The sequence below is a fragment of the Actinophytocola sp. genome, assembly GCF_045807065.1.
Classification (GTDB): Bacteria; Actinomycetota; Actinomycetes; order Mycobacteriales; family Pseudonocardiaceae; genus Actinophytocola.
Genome location: NZ_JBJMIE010000084.1, coordinates 18,329 through 37,558 on the forward strand (window position 1 = coordinate 18,329; position 19,230 = coordinate 37,558).

General features: G+C 71.1%; 19 protein-coding genes and 1 pseudogene. 9 read left to right on the forward strand and 11 right to left on the reverse strand.

The genetic code is table 11. The features are described 5' to 3' along the window. Positions 1–14 precede the first annotated feature (14 nt). Entirely contained in the window at positions 15–173 is a 159-nt protein-coding gene (locus tag ACJ73U_RS04720) for a hypothetical protein (RefSeq protein ID WP_407776275.1), read from the forward strand. Between the two features lie 78 nt (positions 174–251). Then, positions 252–1,106, forward strand: coding sequence for a hypothetical protein (locus ACJ73U_RS04725; protein WP_407776276.1), 855 nt, complete (start codon positions 252–254; stop codon positions 1,104–1,106). A 45-nt stretch (positions 1,107–1,151) separates the two neighbouring features. Here ACJ73U_RS04725 and ACJ73U_RS04730 read toward each other — a convergent pair whose 3' ends face one another. The 4 genes from ACJ73U_RS04730 to ACJ73U_RS04745 are packed head-to-tail and all read right to left on the reverse strand — an operon-like array spanning position 1,152 to position 5,268. Next, positions 1,152–2,168, reverse strand: a complete 1,017-nt coding sequence (locus ACJ73U_RS04730) for a LacI family DNA-binding transcriptional regulator (protein ID WP_407776277.1) — start codon at positions 2,166–2,168, stop codon at positions 1,152–1,154. A gap of 38 nt (positions 2,169–2,206) precedes the next feature. After that, positions 2,207–3,025 carry a carbohydrate ABC transporter permease gene (locus ACJ73U_RS04735; RefSeq protein WP_407776278.1) on the reverse strand — a complete coding sequence of 273 codons (819 nt, stop codon included), beginning with the start codon at positions 3,023–3,025 and terminating at the stop codon, positions 2,207–2,209. Next, positions 3,022–3,951: a carbohydrate ABC transporter permease gene (locus ACJ73U_RS04740; protein WP_407776279.1), complete on the reverse strand. Its 930-nt coding sequence runs from the start codon at positions 3,949–3,951 to the stop codon at positions 3,022–3,024. Before ACJ73U_RS04740 ends, ACJ73U_RS04735 begins: the two co-directional genes overlap by 4 nt. After that, positions 3,952–5,268, reverse strand: coding sequence for an extracellular solute-binding protein (locus tag ACJ73U_RS04745; RefSeq protein ID WP_407776280.1), 1,317 nt, complete (start codon positions 5,266–5,268; stop codon positions 3,952–3,954). It lies immediately after the preceding gene. Positions 5,269–5,483: 215 nt separating this feature from the next. Between ACJ73U_RS04745 and ACJ73U_RS04750 the strand changes: the two genes are divergently transcribed. From ACJ73U_RS04750 to ACJ73U_RS04770, 5 genes are read left to right on the forward strand one after another with little or no spacing between them, the layout of a single operon-like run. After that, entirely contained in the window at positions 5,484–7,697 is a 2,214-nt protein-coding gene (locus tag ACJ73U_RS04750; RefSeq protein ID WP_407776281.1) for a glycoside hydrolase family 3 N-terminal domain-containing protein, read from the forward strand. Further along, a complete protein-coding gene (locus ACJ73U_RS04755) occupies positions 7,697–8,773 on the forward strand; it encodes a Gfo/Idh/MocA family protein (protein ID WP_407776282.1) in 1,077 nt (358 codons plus the stop codon). Before ACJ73U_RS04750 ends, ACJ73U_RS04755 begins: the two co-directional genes overlap by 1 nt. Then, a complete protein-coding gene (locus ACJ73U_RS04760) occupies positions 8,764–9,621 on the forward strand; it encodes a PmoA family protein (protein ID WP_407776283.1) in 858 nt (285 codons plus the stop codon). The genes ACJ73U_RS04755 and ACJ73U_RS04760 overlap by 10 nt, the downstream gene beginning before the upstream one ends. A gap of 55 nt (positions 9,622–9,676) precedes the next feature. Beyond that, positions 9,677–10,198: a SigE family RNA polymerase sigma factor gene (locus tag ACJ73U_RS04765; protein WP_407776284.1), complete on the forward strand. Its 522-nt coding sequence runs from the start codon at positions 9,677–9,679 to the stop codon at positions 10,196–10,198. Further along, positions 10,195–11,265: a hypothetical protein gene (locus tag ACJ73U_RS04770; RefSeq protein ID WP_407776285.1), complete on the forward strand. Its 1,071-nt coding sequence runs from the start codon at positions 10,195–10,197 to the stop codon at positions 11,263–11,265. The genes ACJ73U_RS04765 and ACJ73U_RS04770 overlap by 4 nt, the downstream gene beginning before the upstream one ends. Here ACJ73U_RS04770 and pcaC read toward each other — a convergent pair. From pcaC to ACJ73U_RS04785, 3 genes and pseudogenes are all read right to left on the reverse strand, one after another. Further along, positions 11,262–11,636: a 4-carboxymuconolactone decarboxylase gene (gene pcaC / locus ACJ73U_RS04775; RefSeq protein WP_407776293.1), complete on the reverse strand. Its 375-nt coding sequence runs from the start codon at positions 11,634–11,636 to the stop codon at positions 11,262–11,264. The two genes, ACJ73U_RS04770 and pcaC, sit on opposite strands and share 4 nt — an antisense overlap. Before the next feature lie 6 nt (positions 11,637–11,642). Then, positions 11,643–12,386 (reverse strand): annotated as a pseudogene (gene pcaD, locus ACJ73U_RS04780) (3-oxoadipate enol-lactonase); the annotation flags it as partial. Then, positions 12,383–13,156, reverse strand: a complete 774-nt coding sequence (locus tag ACJ73U_RS04785) for a PIG-L family deacetylase (RefSeq protein WP_407776286.1) — start codon at positions 13,154–13,156, stop codon at positions 12,383–12,385. The pseudogene pcaD and the gene ACJ73U_RS04785, both read right to left, overlap by 4 nt. A 42-nt stretch (positions 13,157–13,198) precedes the next feature. Here ACJ73U_RS04785 and ACJ73U_RS04790 point away from each other — a divergent pair, with 42 nt between their 5' ends. Further along, entirely contained in the window at positions 13,199–14,404 is a 1,206-nt protein-coding gene (locus ACJ73U_RS04790) for a DUF4241 domain-containing protein (protein WP_407776287.1), read from the forward strand. A gap of 33 nt (positions 14,405–14,437) precedes the next feature. Here the strand turns inward: ACJ73U_RS04790 and ACJ73U_RS04795 are convergent, their stop codons facing one another. The 4 genes from ACJ73U_RS04795 to ACJ73U_RS04810 form a co-directional block, all read right to left on the reverse strand. Next, positions 14,438–14,809, reverse strand: coding sequence for a hypothetical protein (locus ACJ73U_RS04795; protein ID WP_407776288.1), 372 nt, complete (start codon positions 14,807–14,809; stop codon positions 14,438–14,440). Then, complete coding sequence (locus ACJ73U_RS04800; RefSeq protein WP_407776289.1) at positions 14,806–16,101, reverse strand: MFS transporter; 1,296 nt, start codon at positions 16,099–16,101, stop codon at positions 14,806–14,808. Before ACJ73U_RS04800 ends, ACJ73U_RS04795 begins: the two co-directional genes overlap by 4 nt. A gap of 116 nt (positions 16,102–16,217) precedes the next feature. Then, complete coding sequence (locus ACJ73U_RS04805; RefSeq protein ID WP_407776290.1) at positions 16,218–17,861, reverse strand: ABC transporter permease; 1,644 nt, start codon at positions 17,859–17,861, stop codon at positions 16,218–16,220. Further along, the gene (locus ACJ73U_RS04810; protein ID WP_407776291.1) at positions 17,858–18,781 is read right to left on the reverse strand and encodes an ATP-binding cassette domain-containing protein; all 924 of its coding nucleotides are present in this window, start codon (positions 18,779–18,781) and stop codon (positions 17,858–17,860) included. The genes ACJ73U_RS04805 and ACJ73U_RS04810 overlap by 4 nt, the downstream gene beginning before the upstream one ends. A 94-nt stretch (positions 18,782–18,875) precedes the next feature. On the opposite strand from ACJ73U_RS04810, the gene ACJ73U_RS04815 reads away from it, so the two are divergent. Then, positions 18,876–19,230: GbsR/MarR family transcriptional regulator (locus ACJ73U_RS04815; RefSeq protein WP_407776292.1), on the forward strand; the 355-nt coding region annotated here is incomplete at its 3' end.

Below are 19,230 nucleotides of genomic sequence, written 5' to 3' on the forward strand. Positions count from 1 at the left end.
CTTGGAGGGCTCCGATGAGAATTCTGGTCACAGCGGCAGGAATGGCTCGGCTGCTCGTGCTGTGTTTCGTGCTCGGGGTGGCGCTGGGGATCTACTTCGGCGTCAGCGGCTCCCCGGAGGCCGTGCCGCCGGCGGTGGACCACACGGTCGCCAACGTCAATGCCGCTCCGTGAACGACCGAACACCGGTGGAAACACTTTGCCGCCGCCGCGCGACGGTTTGACTGAATTTCGTCTGTGGAGGAGTGCACAATGGCCGCACACGCCGAGCTGGTCAGCGACCTCAAGGCGTTGCGCAAGGGGCGTGGCCTGTACGTCAACAATGTCGGCGAGCGGGTCGGGCACACGCTGCGCGATCTTTGCGGGGTGACCGAACAGGACGGACCGGGGGAAATTCGGGTGCGGGTCGCGCAGCGGCTGGAGCACCTGGCCGTCGACCTGCCGGATGACCTGCGGATTGCCGTGCTGGCGGCATTCGGCATGATTCCGGCCGCCCGCCACCCGCTGTACCAGGAGCGGGTGACGTGGATCGCCGAACGGATCGGCCGTGACCCGCGCACCGCGCGGCGCCGCATCGACGACGCGATCCACCAGCTGGCGCAGCTGGCGTTCACACCACTGCGGCTGCGCGGCGCGGCGGAACCGGCCGCCGGCTGGCACACGGCGACGACCCGCGTGTTCGTGACGCTCGAGGGACCGATCACGGAGGCGTTGGAGCACCACCGGATCGTCGCCGCCCACGACAACCTGCGCGAGATCGAGCTGGCCACGGTGTTCGGCCAACCCGCCGTCCTGAGCGGCGGCACCCTGCGCGGGGGAATGCTGGTGCTGCCGACCCCGCTCCCGGCCGGCGAGACGCACGACTTCTGGATGCGCTCCCGCAACCCGGTACGACCGCGGCAGTTCACCTACACCCCCCGCCGCAGGTGCGACTACCTGGAACTCCGCGTCCACTTCGACTGCGACAGCCTCCCCCGCGCGGTGTCCCGCCTCCAGGGCCGCCCACCCCGCGACCGAGGCCGCATCCCCCTCAACCGAGCAGGCGAAGTCCAGGTGATCTTCCGCGACGCGGTCCGCGGCATGGCCTACGGCGCCCGCTGGGACTGAAGGTGCCCGTCGGGGCGCTCGGCCCGCGCTGTCCCGGGAGCCTTGTCACGTCGAGGCGAGCGGGGCCGTGCTGTTGCGGACGATCAGGTCCGTGGCCAGTTCCACCCGGGGGCTTTCCGTCTCCTCGCCGCGGGAGAGGCGGAGCAGCATGCGGGCGGCGAGGGTGCCCATCTCCGCCAGGGGCTGGCGGACCGTCGTGAGTGGTGGGGAGGCCCACCGGGCCTCTGGGAGGTCGTCGAAGCCCACCACGCTCACGTCGTCCGGGACCCGTAGGCCGCGTTGGCGCAGGCCCTCGTACACGCCGAACGCCATCTGGTCGCTCGACGCGAAGATGGCCGTCGGTGGGTCGGCGAGGGACATCAGCGCGGCCGCTCCCCGGAAGCCCGACTCGTGGTAGAAGTCGCCCGGTTGGACCAGTTCGTCCGAGACCGGCAGGCCGGCCGCGTCCAGGGCCGCTCGGTAGCCGTCCAGGCGGGCGCGGCTGCACAACAACGACGTGGGCCCGGCGATGAAGCCGATCCGGCGGTGGCCGAGTGACGTCAGGTGCTCCGTCGCCGCTCGGCCGCCGGCCCAGTTCGTCGCGCCGATGGTGGGGACCTCCAGGGCGGGGCCGCCCGCCGGGTCGATCACCACCGCCGGCACGTTCAGGCGCCGCAGTTCCGCCTGGTGGGACGGCTGCAGCGTGGACGTCACCAGGATGACGCCGTCCGACTTCCTGACCCGCAGGTTGTCCAGCCACTGGCGGGTCGCCGCCGAGTGGCGGTGGATGGCGCTCACGACCGTGCCGACCTGGGCCGCGTGGGCCACGTCCTCGACGCCGCGGATGATCTCCACCGCCCAGGGGCTGTCCAGGTCGTTGAACACCAGGTCGACCAGGCCGGCGTGCTCACCCCGCCGTGAACCGCGGCGCTGGTACCCGTGTTGGGTCAGCAGCGCCTCGATCCGGGCGCGGGTGGTCGGCGACACGTCCGAGCGCCCGTTCAGCACGCGGGACACGGTCGGCACCGACACGCCCGCCTCGGCCGCGATGACGTTGATCGTCACCTTGCGTTCTCTTGCCACAGCAGCTCCCCGAGACAGCAGCGAAACTTCCGGAAATTCTACTTGCTTCCCATCCCCGCGAGGCCGGCGATCAGCCATCGGCGCGCCACCAGGTACAACACGAAAACCGGCAGCGCCGTGAGCAGCACGGCCATCATCATCCCGGGCACGTTGATCTGGAACTCCTGCTTGTAGCTGGTCAGCGACAGCGACAGCACCCGCGTCGACGGGTCCTGCGTCAGCACCAGCGGGAACAGGAACTGGTTCCACGCACCCAGCGCCGTGTACGTCCCGACCGCCGCGATCGCGCCCCGCGACACCGGGACCACCAGCTGCCACAGGATCCGGAACGGCCCCGCCCCGTCGACCGTCATCGCGTCGTACAGCTCGGTCGACACGTCCCGCAGCGCCCCGACCAGCACCAACACCACCAGCGGCAGCCCGAACGCGACCGTCGGCAGGATGATGGCGGTCAGCGAGTCGTACAGCTGCATTCGGTTGATGATCAGGTACAACGGGATGATCGTCGCCTGCGCCGGGATCGCCAGGCCGGCCAGGAAGATCCGGAACGTCGCCCCGGACGCCCAGCTCATCGACCGGACGATCGCGTACGCCGCCGGGATCGCGACCACCAGCGTCAGCACCACGCACGCGGCCGTGACGATCACGGTGTTGACCAGGTACCGCATGAACCCGCTGTCCATGACGTCGGCGAAGTTGCTGAACGTGATCGCGCCCGGCAGCGCGAGCGGACCCCGGTCGAGGAAGCTGTCCCGGGTCTGCAGTGCCCACGACACCATCACGTAGAGCGGCACGCCGACGATCAGCAGCCACACCACCGACAGTGCGCCGGCCGCGTAGTTGGGCCTGACCTTCACAATCCCTCCAGCGTGGAGCGCATCTTCCCGAACCCGGAGAACCGGACGATGATCAGCGAGATCGCGGTCGCGACGATCACCAGCACCGACGCGATGGCCGACGCGAAACCGAACTCATACTGCTTGAACGACCGGAAGTACATCTCCAGCGGCAGCGTGCGCGTCGACGACGCCGGGCCGCCGTTGGTCAGCAGGAAGATCGTCTCGAAGTACGTCAGCGACCCGACGATCATGATGGTCGACGACGTGACGATCGTGTTCCTCAGCTGCGGCAGCGTGATGTACCAGAAGCTGTACCAGCGGCCGGCGCCGTCCACGGTCGCCGCGTCGTACAGCACCTTCGGGACGTTCCGCGCCGCCGCCTGGTAGAGCAGCGTGTGGAACGGGACGAACTGCCACCCCACCACGATCACGATCGCGGTCAGCGCCCCGGAAGTGCTGCCCAGGATGTTCCGGAACATCTCGATCCCACGTCCGATGCCGACGTACGGGTCGAACAACCGGTTGTACAGCAACGCGATCGCCGCGGTCGACAGCAGCAGCGGCAGGAAGAACAGCGACGAGAGCACCGCGCGGTTGCGCTGCTCACCCGCCGCCCACACGCCGAGCAGGATCGCGAGCGGTGTCTGCGTGACCCAGCACAGCATGGTCAGCAGCAGCGTCGTCCAGGTGACGTCCCAGATCGCCTCGTTCTGGAACAGCCGCACCCAGTTGTCCACGCCGATGAAGGCCGGCGTGCCGATGCCGGTCCAGTCGGTGAACGACAGGTACAGCACCAGCACGAGCGGGAGCGCCGCAAACACCGCGAAGAACACCACCGCCGGCAGCAGGTACACCGAGCTGGGCCGGTTCACCCGCTTCGACCGCCGCCGCGCGGGCGCCGGCGCGGTCCGCACCGGCGCCGGCGCCTCCGTCACCACGGCCATCTATGCCGCGTCCTCGTTCGCCTTGACGAAGCCGGCCGCGTCGAGCTGGCCGAGGAACACCTTCTGCAGCGCGTCGAGCATGGGCTGTGCCTGCGCCTTCTCGACGGCCTGGTCCCACGACAGCTGGAACGACGGCGCCTTGGTGACCATGTCGTAGACGGCCTTGGCGAACTTCGGGTCCGCCGCCTTGACCATCTCGGGCTCGAGGTCACGCACCGCCGGCACGTCGCCGGCCTTCAGCCACTGGTCGATGTAGGCCTTCGAGGCCATCTCCTGCTTCAGGAAGGCGACCGCCGCGTCGACGTGCTTGGAGCCCTTGCTGACCGAGAAGTAGTTGGTGGGGTTGCCGACGATGGCCTTCGGGTCCCCGACTCCACCCTCGACGGTCGGGAAGTCCGTGAAGCCCTGGTTGGTCTTCGCGTACTCGGGCTGGTCGGTGACCTGGTTCGTGTACTCCCACGAACCCATCAGGTGCATGGCCGCCTTGCCCTGCGCGATCAGGTTCGAAGCGCCGCCGCCGTCCCAGCGGACCGACGCGTAGCTGTCGCCGAAGCCGCCGCGCTGCACGAGGTCGCGGATCATGTCGACGGCCTTGGTGATGGCCGGGTCCTTCCACGCGCCCTTCTTGCCGGCGGCGATGTTGTTGAACACGTCCGGCCCGCCGATGCGGTCGACCAGGTACTCCGGCCACACCAGCTCGGTCCACGCGTCGCCGCCGGCCAGCGCGAACGGGATGATGCCGTTGCCCTTGGCCCGGTCGACGATCGTCAGCAGCTCGGTCCACGTCCTCGGCGGCTGCACGCCGAGGTCGGTGAAGACGGCCTTGTTGTAGAACAGGATGATCGGCTGCATGCCGCGGGCGGGCACGCCGTAGTACTTGCCGTCGATGGTGCCGGCATCGAGGACCGACGGGAGGAACTTGTCCTTCCACGCCTTGTCCTTGTCGAAGTACGGGGTGAGGTCGACGAGCAGGTCGTCGCGGGCGTACGTGCGGATGCTGCCGCCGCCCCAGTTGTAGAACACGTCCGGCTTGTTGGAGCTGCCCATCGACACGTGCAGCTTGTCGGTGTAGCCGTCGTTGGGGGACGGGACCAGCCGCGCCTTGACGTCGGACTTCTTGTTGAACCGGTCGACGGCGCCCTGGTGGGCGACGTTCTGGCTCTCCTCCTGGAGCACCCACACCTGGAACGAACCACCGCCACCGCTCGACGTGGCGTCGGTGCCGCAGGCCGTGAGGCCGCCACCGAGACCGATGCCGGCGCCGGCCGCGCCGAGTAAGCCGAGGAATGACCTTCTGGGGAGCCGCTGGGGAACCATGGCGCGCCTTTCGATGCTGGCCCGCGCGCAGAGGCAGACAGCGAATCGCCCCGGCGCGATCGACATGCCGTAAGTTTCGGATTACATCCGGTAGTTGGGGCGAAGGTTACGACGGCCGTCACACTCGGGTCAATCCCTTGCTACCGGTAGTTCTCGCCGTTAGCTTGAGAATTGGCTGCTGGTGTGGGTCGAAACTTTCGGATTGGAGTGCGGGGATGCACGACGAGTCGTGGCGAGATCCGGCGCAGCCCGCCGCCGAGCGGGTCGCCGACCTGGTCGGCAGGATGACGTTGCGGGAGAAGCTGGGACAGCTGTACGGGGTGTGGCTCGGACAGTCCTCTTCGGACAGTGAGGACGAGGTCGCGCCGTTCCAGCACGAACTGGTCGACGGCGACCTGAACTGGCCCGAGCTGATCAAGAACGGGTTGGGACAGCTGACGCGGCCGTTCGGCAGCGCGCCCGTCGAGCCGGCCGCCGGCGCGGCGCGGCTCGCGCACCTGCAGGCGGAGATCATGTCGGCGAGCCGGTTCGGCATCCCGGCCATCGCGCACGAGGAGTGCCTGACCGGGTTCATGGCCCACTGCGCGACCGTCTACCCGATCCCGCTCGCGTGGGGCGCGGCCTGGGCGCCGGACCTGGTCGAGGAGATGGCCGCCACGATCGGCACCAGCATGCGTGAGGTCGGGATCCACCAGGGACTCGCGCCCGTGCTGGACGTGACGCGGGACGTGCGGTGGGGTCGCACCGAGGAGACCATCGGCGAGGACCCGCACCTGGTCGCGGCCATCGGCACCGCGTACGTCCGAGGTCTGCGGTCGGCCGGGATCATGGCCACCCTCAAGCACTTCGTGGGGTACTCGGCGTCGCGCGGCGCCCGCAACTTCGGTCCGGTCGCGATCGGTCCACGCGAGCTGGCGGACGTGCTGCTGCCACCGTTCCTCGCGGCCGTGCGTGCCGGCGCCGAGTCGGTCATGCACTCGTACGCGGACATCGACGGCGTCCCGCCGGTGGCCAACCACGCGCTGCTGACCGGGCTGCTGCGGGAGACCTGGGGCTTCGACGGGACGCTCGTCTCCGACTACTTCGGCGTCTCCTTCATCGAGACGCAGCACCGCCTCGCGGCGAACCAGGGCCAGGCGGCCGCGCTCGCGCTCGCGGCCGGCGTGGACGTCGAGCTGCCGAACGTGCGCTGCTACGGCACGCCGCTGCTGGACGCGGTGCTGTCCGGCGACGTCGCGGAGTCCGTCGTGGACACCGCGCTCACGAGGGTGCTGACGCAGAAGTGCGCACTCGGCCTGCTCGACCCCGGCTGGACGTCGCCACAGCCGTCCACTGTGGACCTGGATCCGCCGCGGGCCCGGGCACTGGCCCGCCGGGTCGCCGAGGAGTCGGTGGTGCTGCTGTCGAACGACGGCGCGCTGCCGCTGCGGGCCGGCGCGCGGGTGGCACTGGTCGGCGCACAGGCGGACACCACGTCGGCGATGCTCGGCTGCTACACGTTCCCGCAGCACATCCCGACCGCGGGACAGGGTGTCGCCATCCCGACGTTGCGGCAGGCGCTGGGCGAGGCCGTGGTCTACGCCGAGGGCGGCGAGGAGGCGGTGGCCGCGGCCCGGGACGCCGACGTGTGCGTGGTCGCACTGGGCGACACGTCCGGGTTGTTCGGACGCGGCACCACCGGCGAGGGCTCCGACGCCGAGAACCTGGTGGTACCCGGCGCGGAGCTGCTGGAAGCCGTGCTCGGGACGGGCACGCCGGTCGTGCTGGTGCTGCTGACCGGCCGGCCGTATGCGCTGGGCGCGTACGTGGACCGGTGCGCGGCGATCGTGCAGGCGTTCTTCCCGGGCGAGGAGGGTGGGCCGGCAGTCGCAGGGGTGCTGACCGGTCGCGTCTCCCCGGCCGGGCGGTTGCCCGTCAGCGTGCCGGCGGACCCGTACGCGTCGCCGTCGCCGTACCTCGCGCCGCCGCTCGGCCGCCGCAACAACGCCAGCTCCGTGGACCCGACGCCGGCCTTCCCGTTCGGACACGGGCTCTCCTACACCACGTTCTCCTGGTCGGGCTTCGAGGGCGAGGGTCTCGACGTGTCGGTGACGGTGACCAACACCGGTCCCGTGGCCGGGGCCGAGGTCGTCCAGCTGTACCTGCACGACCCGGTGGCGCAGGTGGTCAGGCCGGTCGTGCGGTTGCTGGGGTTCGCGAAGGTGCGGCTGGCGCCGGGCGAGTCCCGCCGGGTGACGTTCGCCGTGCCGGCGGAGGCGACCGCGTTCACCGGGCTGTCCGGCCGGCGGATCGTGGAGCCCGGCGAGGTGGAACTTCGACTCGCGGCATCCAGCGCTGACGTGCGGAAAGCGTTTGCCGCAACCATTTCCGGTCCAGAACGTGAGATCGGACCGAGCGAGGAGCGCGACGTCTCGGTTACTGTGAGGTGATGGTCGAGGTCGCGATCGTGGGCACCGGCGGGATCGCCGCGTTCCACGCGGAGGCGCTTGCGGCGCAGGGCGGACGAGCCAGGATCATCGCCGCGACCGATGTCGACGCGGCGAGACTGGCCGCGTACGAGTCGAAGTGGTCCGTCCCGGCGGTGTATCCCAGCCTGGACGAGCTCCTGGCCCACGAGAAACCGGACCTGGCGACCCTGTGCACGCCGCCGGGTCTGCACGCGTCGCAGGCGGTCGCGTGCCTGTCCCGCGGGATCTCCGTGCTGTGCGAGAAACCACCGGTGCTGAGCCTGGCCGAACTGGACGCCATCGCCAACGCCGCGGCGACGTCCGGCGCGTTCTTCGCGACCGTGTTCCAGCACCGCTTCGGCAGCGGTGCGGTGCGGTTGCGCCGTCTGATGGGCGACGAGCGGCTGGGCCGGCCCCTGGTGGCGGTGTGCCACACGCTGTGGTTCCGCGCGGACGAGTACTTCGCCGTGCCGTGGCGCGGGAACTGGGACGTCGAGGGCGGCGGCCCGACCATGGGCCACGGCATCCACCAGTTCGACCTGCTGCTGTCGGTGCTGGGGGAGTGGCGGGAGGTCGTGGCCGTGGCGGCGCGCCAGGCCAAGCCGACGAACACCGAGGACCTGTCGTGCGCCATCGTGACCTTCGCGGACGGCACGATCGCGACGGTCGTGAACAGCGTGGTGTCGCCGCGTGAGCGGAGCTACCTGCGGTTCGACTTCGAGCACGCGACCGTCGAGCTGGACCACGTCTACGGCTACTCCGACAAGAACTGGCGGGTGACGGCGGCGCCGGGCCACGAGTCGTCGGTGGCCTCGGCGTGGGCGGACGGCCCGCCGGACCGGCAGAGCGGTCACAAGGCACAGTTCGACGCCGTCCTGTCCGCGCTGGAGTCGGGCACCGAGCCGCCGGTGTCCCTGTCGGACACCCGTCGAACGGTGGAGCTGATCGCGGCGATCTACGCGTCGGCGTTCACGGGCCGGCGGATCCGGCGCGGCGAGCTGGACCAGAACTCGCCGTTCTACCACCGGATGCCCGGACCGGGGGCACCGTGGAACTGACCGACTCCGGCGAGTCCCTCGCGGTGGTGCACGACGGCGTCGAACTGTGCCGGTACGTGTACCGCCCGCCGGAGCCGGCGATCGAGTCACCGCGCCCGTACTTCTACCCCGTCCGCACCCTGAACGGTGACGAGGTGGCGATCTACCGCCCGCACGACCACGTGTGGCACAAGGGCATCTCGTGGTCCCTGCCGCACGTCGCCGGCCAGAACTTCTGGGGCGGCCCGACCTTCGTGCGCGACAGGGGTTACGTCCAGCTGGACAACAACGGCTCGGTGGTCCACAGGTCCCTGGCGGTCGAGGGCACCACCGTGACCCAGGGTCTCCAGTGGCTCACCGCCGACGGTTCCCCGTGGTTCGAGGAGGAACGCCACCTCCAACTGTCCACAGTGGATGGCGCCTGGTCGCTGACCTTCGCCACGGCTATGAGGAACGTCTCGGGCAACGAGCTCCGCATCGGCAGCCCCACCACCGAGGGCCGCCCCAACGCGGGCTACGGCGGCCTGATGTGGCGCGGCCCCAGGTCGTTCACCCAGGGCGAGGTCATCACCCCGGACGCGACGGGCGGCGACGAGCTGATGGGCACCCGCGCCCCGTGGCTCGCGTTCCGCGGCCGCCACGACGGCACCGGCCGCACGTCGACACTGGTCTTCGTCGACGCGCCGACGAACCCGGGTCACCCGGTCGAGTGGTTCGTCCGAACCACCCCGTTCGCGTGTGTCTGCCCGGCCCCGTTCTTCTCCGCGGAAGTTCCGGTGGCCCCGGAGGAGACGCTGACCCGCACGTACAGCGTGGTCATCGCCGACGGCGCCCCGGCCCCGGAGAAGCTGGCGTCGATGTTCACCTGACCGTGATGCAATGCCTCGCGCGGCTCGGGCGTGGGTACCACTGGAGGTGGCCGCCATGAGCAGCAGCGAGGATCCCCCGGACTTCCAGTCCTGGGTCGAAGCGCACGGCGACGCGTTGACGCGGTTCGCGTACCTGGTGATCGGGGACCACGACCGTGCGGCCGACGCGGTCCAGGACGCGTTGGTGGCCGCATGTCAACGCTGGCAGCGCATCGTGGTGCGGGGCAGCCCGGACGCCTACGTGCGCCGCTGCGTGGTGAACGCGGACAGGTCGCGGTGGCGGCGGTTCCTGCGCAGGGAACGGCTCGAACCCGACCCGACGCTCTTCGCCGACTCGACCACGCACCCCGACACCGCGGGGGCGGTCGTCCTCGAGGACGCCATGTGGTCGCTGTGCCAGCAGCTCCCGTCCCGGCAGCGTGCCGCGATCGTGCTGCGTTACTACGACGACTACTCGGACGCCGACATCGCGGCCGTCCTGGCGTGCTCGGTCAACACCGTCCGTTCCCAGATCCACCGAGGCCTGGCCACCCTCCGCACGAAGATCGACACAACCGAGGAGGCGACCACGCCATGACCGGTCTCGACGATGAGCTGACGTCCGCACTCACCCGCACCCTCCGGCACCACGCCGAGGACGCGCCCGCGGTGAACGGCCTCCCGGAGAAGGCCATCGCCATCGCCGGAAGGCGCCGCCGACGTCGGATCAACGCCTCGATCGCGGCGATCGTGGCGCTGGCGGTGGGCATCCCGGTGGCCATCGTGGCGACGGTCCACGGCACGTCGCCCACCGCGGACGATCCCAATCCCGGGTGGCGGTGGGAGTCCTATCGCGGGGTCCAGGTCCAGGTGCCCCCCGACTGGGGTGAGGGCGCTCCTCGGTCGGACTGGTGCGCCGCGACGCCAGACGGCCAGGCCCGGCGTGCGACCCCACCCGGCGCCGTCGGCAGACCACGGATGATCCTCGCCATCGGCTGCCCTTCGGAGTATCCGCCAGCGGACCAGCGGACGAGCTCGCTCTACTTCGATACGAGGAACAAGGCCGGCGTACGCGGGTTCGACCACGGCTGGGTCGAGGAAACCCGCCGGGTCGACGACGTGTTCATCACCGTCTTCAGCCCTGACGGGGCACTGCGGGCCGCGATCTTCGGCTCGGCTCGACCCATCGTCGGCCTGGACCGGTACGGCTGCCCGACCGACCACCCCGTGGCCGCGGACCCGGACGGTTACCGGCCCGACCCGGCTGTCGGGGGCCTTCCGCCGGCGGACACGGTCATGGCGATCTCGGTGTGCCGGTACACGCTGAAGTCGGACCCCGCGCCACCGCTGCTGTCGTCCGGTCGCATCACCGGCAGGAGCGCACAAGGAGCCGTGGCCGCCATCCGGTCGGCACCGAAGGGCCGAGGACCCGACGTCGACAACGGCCGTCCCGAGGCCCGCGGGTCCGAGATCGTCGTCCTGCGGATCGACACCACCGACGTCACCCGTGAGGTGGTCGTGCACTACAGCGGCGAGCTGGGGAACGGTTTCGACGACGGGAAGACGACGCGCGAGCTCACCGCCGACGCACTCCGGTCACTGCTCACCGGCGCCAACCGCCCACAGGCGTTCTACCTGCCTGTCGCCGGACTGATGCCGCGCTAGTGTTCCCCGTCCAGCGTCCGCCTGGCGATCGCGAAGGCCGCGTTCACCGCCGGGGCACCGGTGTAGACGGCCGTGTGCAGCAGGATCTCCGCGATCTCCGCCTCGGACAGGCCGTTGCGGCGTGCCGCGCGCACGTGCATGGGCAGTTCCTCGTGCGCGCGCAACGCCGTCAACGCGGCCAGGGTGACCGCGCTGCGGGTCCGCCGGTCCAGCCCCGGCCGCGACCAGACGCTGCCCCACGCGCCCTCGGTGATGTAGTCCTGGAACGGCCGGGTGAACTCCGTGGTCCCGGCCACCGCCCGGTCCACGTGCTCGTCGCCCAGCACGGAGCGCCGGGTGGACATGCCCGTCGCCCGCCGGTCCGGCCGCAGGTGCCCGATGATCAGGCCGGTGAACGCGGCCGGCTGTTCGACGTTGCCGAGGTGGGCCGCGCCGGGCACCACCACCAGCCGGGCGTCCGGCACCGCGTCGGCGATGCGCCGGCCGTGGTCGGGCGGGGTGGCCGGATCGTCGGCACCCGCGATCACCAGCGTCGGGGCGGTGATCGTGTCGAGCGAGTCCGCGATGGACATCGTCTCGATGGCCGTGCAGCACGACGCGTAGCCCTCGGGGGAGTGGCTCGTCAGCATCTCCCGCAGCCAGGTCACCGTGTCCGGGTGGGCCTCCGCGAACGCCGGGGTCAGCCAGCGGCCGAGCGCCGCGTCCGCGAGCGGCTCGAGCCCCTCCGCGCGGGCGACGGCGGCCCGCTCCTGCCACATCGACGCCGGTCCCAGTGCCGCCGACGTACAGCACAGCACGAGCCGGTCCACCCGGGACGGCTCGTGCTCCGCCAACCACATCCCGACCATGCCGCCCAGGGACAGCCCGACCCACGACACTCGCGCCAGTCCGAGGTGGTCTAGCAGGTCGAGCGCGTCTTGTGCCAGCTCGGCCAGCGCGTACGGGCCGGCCGGCGCCGGGGAGCGGCCGTGCCCGCGGTGGTCGTACCGGACCACCCGGAAACCGGCCGCCGCGAGGACGTCCACCTGCGGGTCCCACATCCGTAGGTCGCTGCCGAGCGAGCCGGACAGCACCACCGGCGTCCCGTCCGCCGGACCGGTCACCTCGTGGTACAGGGTCATTCCAGCACGTCCGTCTCGGTGATGCCGGGGCCCTGACCGGCACGGATGAACCACTCGGTGCCGAACGCGAACCTGAACGCCTCGTCCGGCATCGCCAGGAAGAACGACTGCTCGCTGATCTGGCTGCCATGCGCGCGCATGGCGCGGCGCTTGTGTTCGGCGTACGCCGTCACGTCGACCGCGCAGGTGATCTCGGACTCCGGGGTGCCGAAGTCCTCCGCCAGCTCCGGCGTCTCGACGCCGTTCTGCCGGTCGAACTCGCGCCGGCCGGCCAGCGCGCGGTCGCGGTTGATGGTGGCCTGGTAGACGCGGGGCGTGCCGGCGATCTCGGCGGCCCGCATGCCGACGCGGTGCACCTGGATGTGGTCGGGGTGGCCGTAGCCGCCGTGGTCGTCGTACACGGTCAGCACGTCGGCGTTCTCGTCGGTGAGGATCGCGGCGAGCTTGGCCGCGGCCTCCTCGACGTCCGCGGTCCAGAAGGTGCCCGGCTGGTCGTTCGTCGGCTCGCCCATCATCCCGGAGTCGGTGTAGCCAAGGAACTCCACGCGGTCGACGCCCAGGATGTCCGCCGACGCCTGGGTTTCGAGGACGCGGCGCTGCCACAGCTCCTCGCCGTCGTCGAGGAAGCCCTCCGGGATCTCGCCCAGCTCGCCTCGGGTGGCAACGACCAGGACCACCCGGTGACCGTTCTCGTGGGCCTTGCGGATCACCCCGCCGCACGCGATGCACTCGTCGTCCGGGTGGGCGTGGAACGAAACCAGTGTCGCCATGCCCCCGAACCTACGCGAGACCGTTGGTGCCAGTATCAAGCGGTGACCAACCAAACCATTGCCGCGGAAGTCGTCTACTGCGAGGGCTGGGACCCGGATTCGGGCTCGGTCGTACGCCCCCTGCCGGCGGCGGTCGCGCGGGAGAGGGACGCGGCAGGCGAGCAGTACGCGGTGGTCCTGCTCGCGCAGGACCGGCCACTGGTGCTCGTCGAGGTGTGCTGGGAGGCAAGCCATGCGGCCGTGTGGCTGTTCGACGACGACGGCCGGCGCGACCGGCTGGTGGAGCTGCGCCGCATCCCGACCGCCGACGGCACCGGCATGCTGGTGCTGCGGCTGGTGGAGCAGTGGGCGTATGCGGGCCCGGACCAGCCGGAGTTCGACGCGGACGTGCCCTCGCTGTCCGCCGAGTACGCCCTGGACGGCGACCGGAACGAGTGGAGCACCGAGGACTGGCCGGACGACGTCGAGCCGCTGGACCTGGCGAAGACGTCCCGCCCGATGCCGCGCTTCGGCGACTGGGTGACGCTCGCGTACCTCGATGAGCTGCTCCCGCCGCTGCAGCTGACGGTCCGCGCCGTCGCCGAGCCCGACGCCGTTCCCGAGGAACTGCCGTGGCACCCGCCGCGGCCCATGCGGCCGAAGGCCCTCGACGAGACCTTTGTGGACGGCGGCCGGTGGCGCCTGGAGGACGGCCGCGAGGTGACGGTCGAGGTGTCCGAGGGCGGTCGCCTGTGGCTGCCGAGCGGCCAGCTGGTCGCGGCGGACCTCGACCCGTGGCTGCACGAGCAGGAGCCGTACGTGGACGTCGTCGAGCCGGGCGAGTACCCCCTGCTGGTGTCCGTGATCAGGTTCGCCGACGACGAGGACCACACCAGCGTGGCGGCGGCCAAGCTGGTGATCTCCGACGAGCCGACCACGCACTGGGAACCGGCCCTGCGCGAGGGCGAGGACGTCCGCATGCTGGGCGACGACAGCTACTTCTCGGTAGGCGTGGAGGGCGGCCGCCTGGCCCTGGTGGACGCCGACGTCGCGGAGGCCTACGAGGACACGATCGAGGACGCGTACGACGACATGACCACCCACGTCGCGAACGTCCCGGAACCGGAGTCGGGCGCCAACCTCCTGGCCGTGGAGTCCGGCTGGGGCGACGGCAGCTACCCCGTCTGGGTGGGCCGCACCCACAGCGGCAAGGTGACCAGCTTCGTGTTCGACTTCATGATCCTTCGCTACGCGACCGAGGTGAACTGAGGTGAGCGGCCGGGCGGCACCATCGTCCGGCCGCTACCGCTCCCCGTCGGGATCGAGCCGTCCGACCAGCCGAGCCAGCTCGGTCGGCACGTCGACGCGCAGTGCTTCGAGCTTCTTCCTCGCCTGCTCCCGGACTTCCGGCTCGAAGAGCGGTTGGTACCAGGGGAGCTGGACCCACATCTCGACGCTCATGTCGAGGCGGTCCATCTGCTGGAGCCGCCAGAGCCCCTCGGAGGGCGTGGGGTCGAGCACCAGGCGCCGGGCGGCCTCGACCGGGCCGTGGGTGGCCAGCATCTGCCTGAAGTAGTTCGCGTTGTACCCCTCGCGGGCCAGTTCCCTGATGCCGCGCACCATCTCGGCGCCGAATCTCCTGCTGAGGGCGGCTCTGTCGTCGGTCGGGTTCATGCCGGGTCTGTCGCCCGGTGGTCCCCCTCCGTTAGGCCGTCCTCGCGGCCCGGCAGTTCCGTGCCCAGCGCCTCGTCGGGGGTCGGGTGCTGCCGGGTCGCCTCGTGCGTCTGGTGAGGTGTGCGTGGCAGTGTCTCGGGGGCGGTGACCCACCCCAGCGCCGCCAGCCCGCACAGGGCGCCCGTCACGGCGAAGGCCGTCACGTACGACAGGTGGTCCGCCATCAGGCCGGCCACGATCGGGCCGAGGACCGAGCCGAGGTCGGCCGCCATCTGGAACGTCGCCAGCGCCGGGCCGCCCCGGCCGCGTGAGCCGATGACGTCCGCGACCGTGGCCTGCATCGGCGGTCCCAGCAGGCCGGCGCCGAGGCCCGCCACGACCGTGGCGGTCAGGAACCACGGGAGGGTCGTCGTCATCCCGACCCACGCCGTGCCGAACCCCGACACCACCAACCCCGCCAGCACCAGCGGCTTGCGCCCCCACGAGTCGGCCAGCCGGCCCGACACCACCAGCATCGCGACGTTCCCCGCCGCGAACACGCCCAGTGCCGTGCCCGCGAAGGCGCCGTCTCGGTGCAGGACCTCCTCCACGAACAGCGGCACCAGCGCGACCCGCACCCCGAACACGGCCCATCCGTTCGCGAACGACGAGCCGAGCGCCGCCAGGTACGACCGGTGCCGCAGGGCCGACCGCAGCGTGAAGTCCGCCGAGGTCGTGGCCACCGCGGCCGTCAGCGTCGAGTGCCGCAGGAACCACCACACGAACACCACCACGACCAACAACGCGACCGCGTACACCACGAACGGCGCCCGCAGTGAGACGGTCAGCAACCCGCCGCCGAACAGTGGGCCGGCCACGCTCCCGGTCAGGAATCCGGTGCTCCACAACCCCGAGGCCCGTCCCCGCAGCGGCGCCGGCGTCAGCCGGATCAGCAGCGCGATGGCCGACACCGTGAACATGGTCGACCCGAAGCCGCCCAGCGACCGGAACAGCAGCAGCTGCCAGTAGTTCGCCGCGAACGCGCACGCGCCGGTCGACGCGGCCACGATCGTGATGCCGATCAGGTACACCCGCCGCTCACCCACCAGCGAGACGAGCCGCCCGCTCGCCGGCGCGAACACCAACCGGGCCACGGCGAAGGCACTCACCACGACCGACGCCGCCGTCACGCTCACGTCGAAGGCACGTGCGAACGTCGGCAGGGCGGGCGCCACGAGCCCGTACCCGAGCGCGATGATGAAGTTCGCCGCCACCAGTACCCACACCTCTCGGGGCAGGCGCGACGTCGACACGTCATACACGTTCGCATGTCCGGTCCCGAATCGCCCGGGGTGGTGACAGCTCTCACCGGCCGCGAAGGACGCCTTGCTCACCCCGTGGGGGAGTAAGGCGTCCTCCGGCGAGCGGGTCAGCCGAGGTCGCGGCGGCGGAAGCCCGCCAGGCCCGCCGCCAGCAGTGCGGCCGCCACCAGCGTCAACCACACGAGCGGCGTGGCGGAGAACTCGCCGCCCGGGAGCTTCGGCGTGTGCGTGAACGGCGAGACGTCCATCAACCACCGCGGCAGCTCGAAGATCGGCCCCAGCTGTCCGAGCAGCAGGAACAGCACCAGCGCACCCCAGCCGGCCATGATCAGGCCGGGCGCCAGCCCGAACACCAGCACCGTGATGCCGGTCAGCACCCACACCGCGGGCAGCTGCACCAGCGCGGCCCCCAGCACCCGGCCGAACTGACTCATGTCGCCGCTGGCCGCCCCGTGTGCGAACCCGCCCAGCACACCGAACACGAGCATCAGCAGCGTCGTGCCGACCAGCGCGACCACCACGTGGCTCGCCGCCCAGCGCCACCGGCTGGTCCGCGTCGCCAGGATCGGCTCGACCCGGAACGCGGTCTCCTCGACCCGCAGGCGCATGGCCGCCGAGATCCCGTACGCGGACACGATGAAGCTGATGATCCCCAGCTCCGCCGACAGGAACGCGTCCACCAGCCCGCGCTGGCCGCCCAGCTTCGTGATCATGTCGCGGGCGCTGTCGCTGTCGAGGAGCTCGCCGACCTGCGAGGCGAGACTGCCCATCACCAGGCCGCCGAGCGCCAGGCCGATGGTCCAGCCGACGAGGCCGCCACGCTGCAGCCGCACCGCGAGCCCGAGCGGGCTGGACAGCGCCGCGCTCGCCCTCGGCCGCCCTGGTCGCTGCGCGAGCAGGCCCGCGCCGTGGTCCCGCCGCGCGACCAGCAGGTACGCCCCGACCGACACCAGTCCCGCGAAGAACAGCAGGTAGACCAGCACGTACCAGCGGTCGCCGGCGAACGGCCGGACCTGCTGCGCCCAGCCGATCGGCGACAGCCACGAGAGCCAGATCGAGTCGTGGGTGCCGGCCGTGTCCCCGACCGCCCGCAGCAGGTAGGCCGCCGCGAGCACGGCGGCCGCGAGGCCGCGTGCGGCCCGTGCGCTCTCGGTGACCTGCGCCGCGAGCGCGCCGACCGCCGCGAAGGCGATCCCCGCGCCGCCCCAGGACAGGCCGAACGCGAACGCGCCGGTCGCCGGCAGCCCGGTCCCGGCCAGGCTCAGCGCGGTCAGCACCGCGAGCACCAGCGAGATGCCGGTCGACAGCAGCAGTGCCGCGGTCAGCGGTGCGTACCGGCCGACCACCGCCGCGCCGACAAGCTCGGCCCGGCCGGACTCCTCCTCGGCGCGGGTGTGCCGCACGACCGTGAAGATCGCGAGCAGCGCGACCAGCGCCGCACCCATGGCGCCCAGCTTGATCAGCGAGACCGCGCCGACCGAGGTCGGGTCGAAGACCCGGCCGTACAGGGCGACGGTCGCGGGGGTGTTGTTGACCGCGTTCGCGGCCCGCACCCGCGACTCGGCCGTCGTGTACAGGTCCTGGGTGGCCGACGACGAGCTGGCGGCCATGACCACGAACACCAGGATCCAGACGGTGGCGACCACCCGGTCCCGCCGCGCCGCGAGGCGCAGCAGCGCGCCCGTGCCGGCGAACCCGTCCCGTTGCCCGGTCGTGACGGGGGCCGGGCGCGTGGCGACGGTCGCGGTCATTTCGCCACCGCCGGGTGCCGGCCGTTCTCCTTCGCCAGGTCCGCCTCGTAGTGCCGGAGGAACAGCTCCTCGAGCGTGGGTGGCTGGCTCGTCAGGCTGCGCACGCCGACCTCGGTCAGCCGGCGCAGCACGGCGTCCAGCTCCTTGGTGTCCACGTCGAACTTCACGTGGGTGCCGTCGACCTGCAGATCGTGTATCCCGGGGTGGTTGGACAGGCCGTTCGGCGTGGCGCCGAGCTCCGCGGAGATCGACGTGCGGGTCAGGTGCCGCAGCTCGGCGAGTGTCCCGGTCTCGACCGTGCGACCCAGGCGGATGATGCTCACCCGCTCGCACAGCGACTCGACCTCGGCGAGGATGTGGCTGGACAGCAGTACCGTGCGGCCGCGCTCGCGTTCCTCGGTGATGCAGTCCTGGAAGACGGCCTCCATCAGCGGGTCGAGACCGGAGGTCGGCTCGTCGAGGATGAGCAGCTCCACGTTCGACGCGAGCGCGGCGACCAGCGCGACCTTCTGCCGGTTGCCCTTGGAGTAGGCCCGGCCCTTCTTGGTCGGGTCGAGGTCGAACCGCTCCAGCAGGTCGGCGCGGCGCTGCTCGTCGAGGCCGCCGCGGAGTCGGCCGAGCAGGTCGATGACCTCGCCGCCGGAGAGGTTCGGCCAGAGCGACACGTCGCCCGGCACGTAGGCGAGACGGCGGTGGAGGGAGGTGGCGTCGGTCCAGGGGTCCCCGTCGAGCAGGCGGATCTCGCCCGCGTCGGCCCGGAGCAGACCGAGCAGCACCCTGATGGTGGTCGATTTGCCGGACCCGTTCGGGCCGAGGAAGCCGTGCACCTCCCCGGTGCGCACCGTCAGATCGAGTCCGTCGAGCGCACGTGTCCGGCCGAAGGCCTTGACCAGGCCGGACACGGAGATTGCGGTTGTCATGGTTCAGAACGTACTGTGATTTCACAAACTTGTGAAGTTAAGAAAGCGTATAAATCTGACGGCGGCCACACGTGGAGAGGAGATGATACGGAACGTGACGAGCACTCAGGGAGAGCCCGGCGACGTGGAGCGGTTCGTGGAGCGGTTCGCGCTGCTCCTGGCCGACGCCGGACTGGCGAGGATGCCCGCGCGGGTGTTCTCCGCGCTGCTCGTGACCGAGGACGGCAAGATGACCGCCGGTGAGATAGCCGACAGCCTCAGGGTGAGCCCGGCCGCGGTGTCGGGCGCGGTGCGATACCTCATGCAGGTCGAGCTGATCGCCCGGCGTCGCGACCCCGGTGAGCGCCGCGACCACTACGAGGTCACCGACGACATGTGGTACGAGGCGTACGCCAACCGGGACAAACAGATGGAGCAGTGGGCACAGGCCATGGCCGAGGGCGTTGCCG

Bases quoted from the DNA above. Each gene is read 5' to 3' on its own strand.
- ACJ73U_RS04810 (WP_407776291.1), bottom strand. From the start codon at position 18,781: ATGACAACCGCAATCTCCGTGTCCGGCCTGGTCAAGGCCTTCGGCCGG.
- ACJ73U_RS04785 (WP_407776286.1), bottom strand. From the start codon at position 13,156: ATGGCGACACTGGTTTCGTTCCACGCCCACCCGGACGACGAGTGCATC.
- ACJ73U_RS04805 (WP_407776290.1), bottom strand. From the start codon at position 17,861: ATGACCGCGACCGTCGCCACGCGCCCGGCCCCCGTCACGACCGGGCAA.
- ACJ73U_RS04770 (WP_407776285.1), top strand. From the start codon at position 10,195: ATGACCGGTCTCGACGATGAGCTGACGTCCGCACTCACCCGCACCCTC.
- ACJ73U_RS04740 (WP_407776279.1), bottom strand. From the start codon at position 3,951: ATGGCCGTGGTGACGGAGGCGCCGGCGCCGGTGCGGACCGCGCCGGCG.
- ACJ73U_RS04750 (WP_407776281.1), top strand. From the start codon at position 5,484: ATGCACGACGAGTCGTGGCGAGATCCGGCGCAGCCCGCCGCCGAGCGG.
- ACJ73U_RS04725 (WP_407776276.1), top strand. From the start codon at position 252: ATGGCCGCACACGCCGAGCTGGTCAGCGACCTCAAGGCGTTGCGCAAG.
- ACJ73U_RS04765 (WP_407776284.1), top strand. From the start codon at position 9,677: ATGAGCAGCAGCGAGGATCCCCCGGACTTCCAGTCCTGGGTCGAAGCG.
- ACJ73U_RS04745 (WP_407776280.1), bottom strand. From the start codon at position 5,268: ATGGTTCCCCAGCGGCTCCCCAGAAGGTCATTCCTCGGCTTACTCGGC.
- ACJ73U_RS04795 (WP_407776288.1), bottom strand. From the start codon at position 14,809: ATGAACCCGACCGACGACAGAGCCGCCCTCAGCAGGAGATTCGGCGCC.
- ACJ73U_RS04720 (WP_407776275.1), top strand. From the start codon at position 15: ATGAGAATTCTGGTCACAGCGGCAGGAATGGCTCGGCTGCTCGTGCTG.
- ACJ73U_RS04755 (WP_407776282.1), top strand. From the start codon at position 7,697: ATGGTCGAGGTCGCGATCGTGGGCACCGGCGGGATCGCCGCGTTCCAC.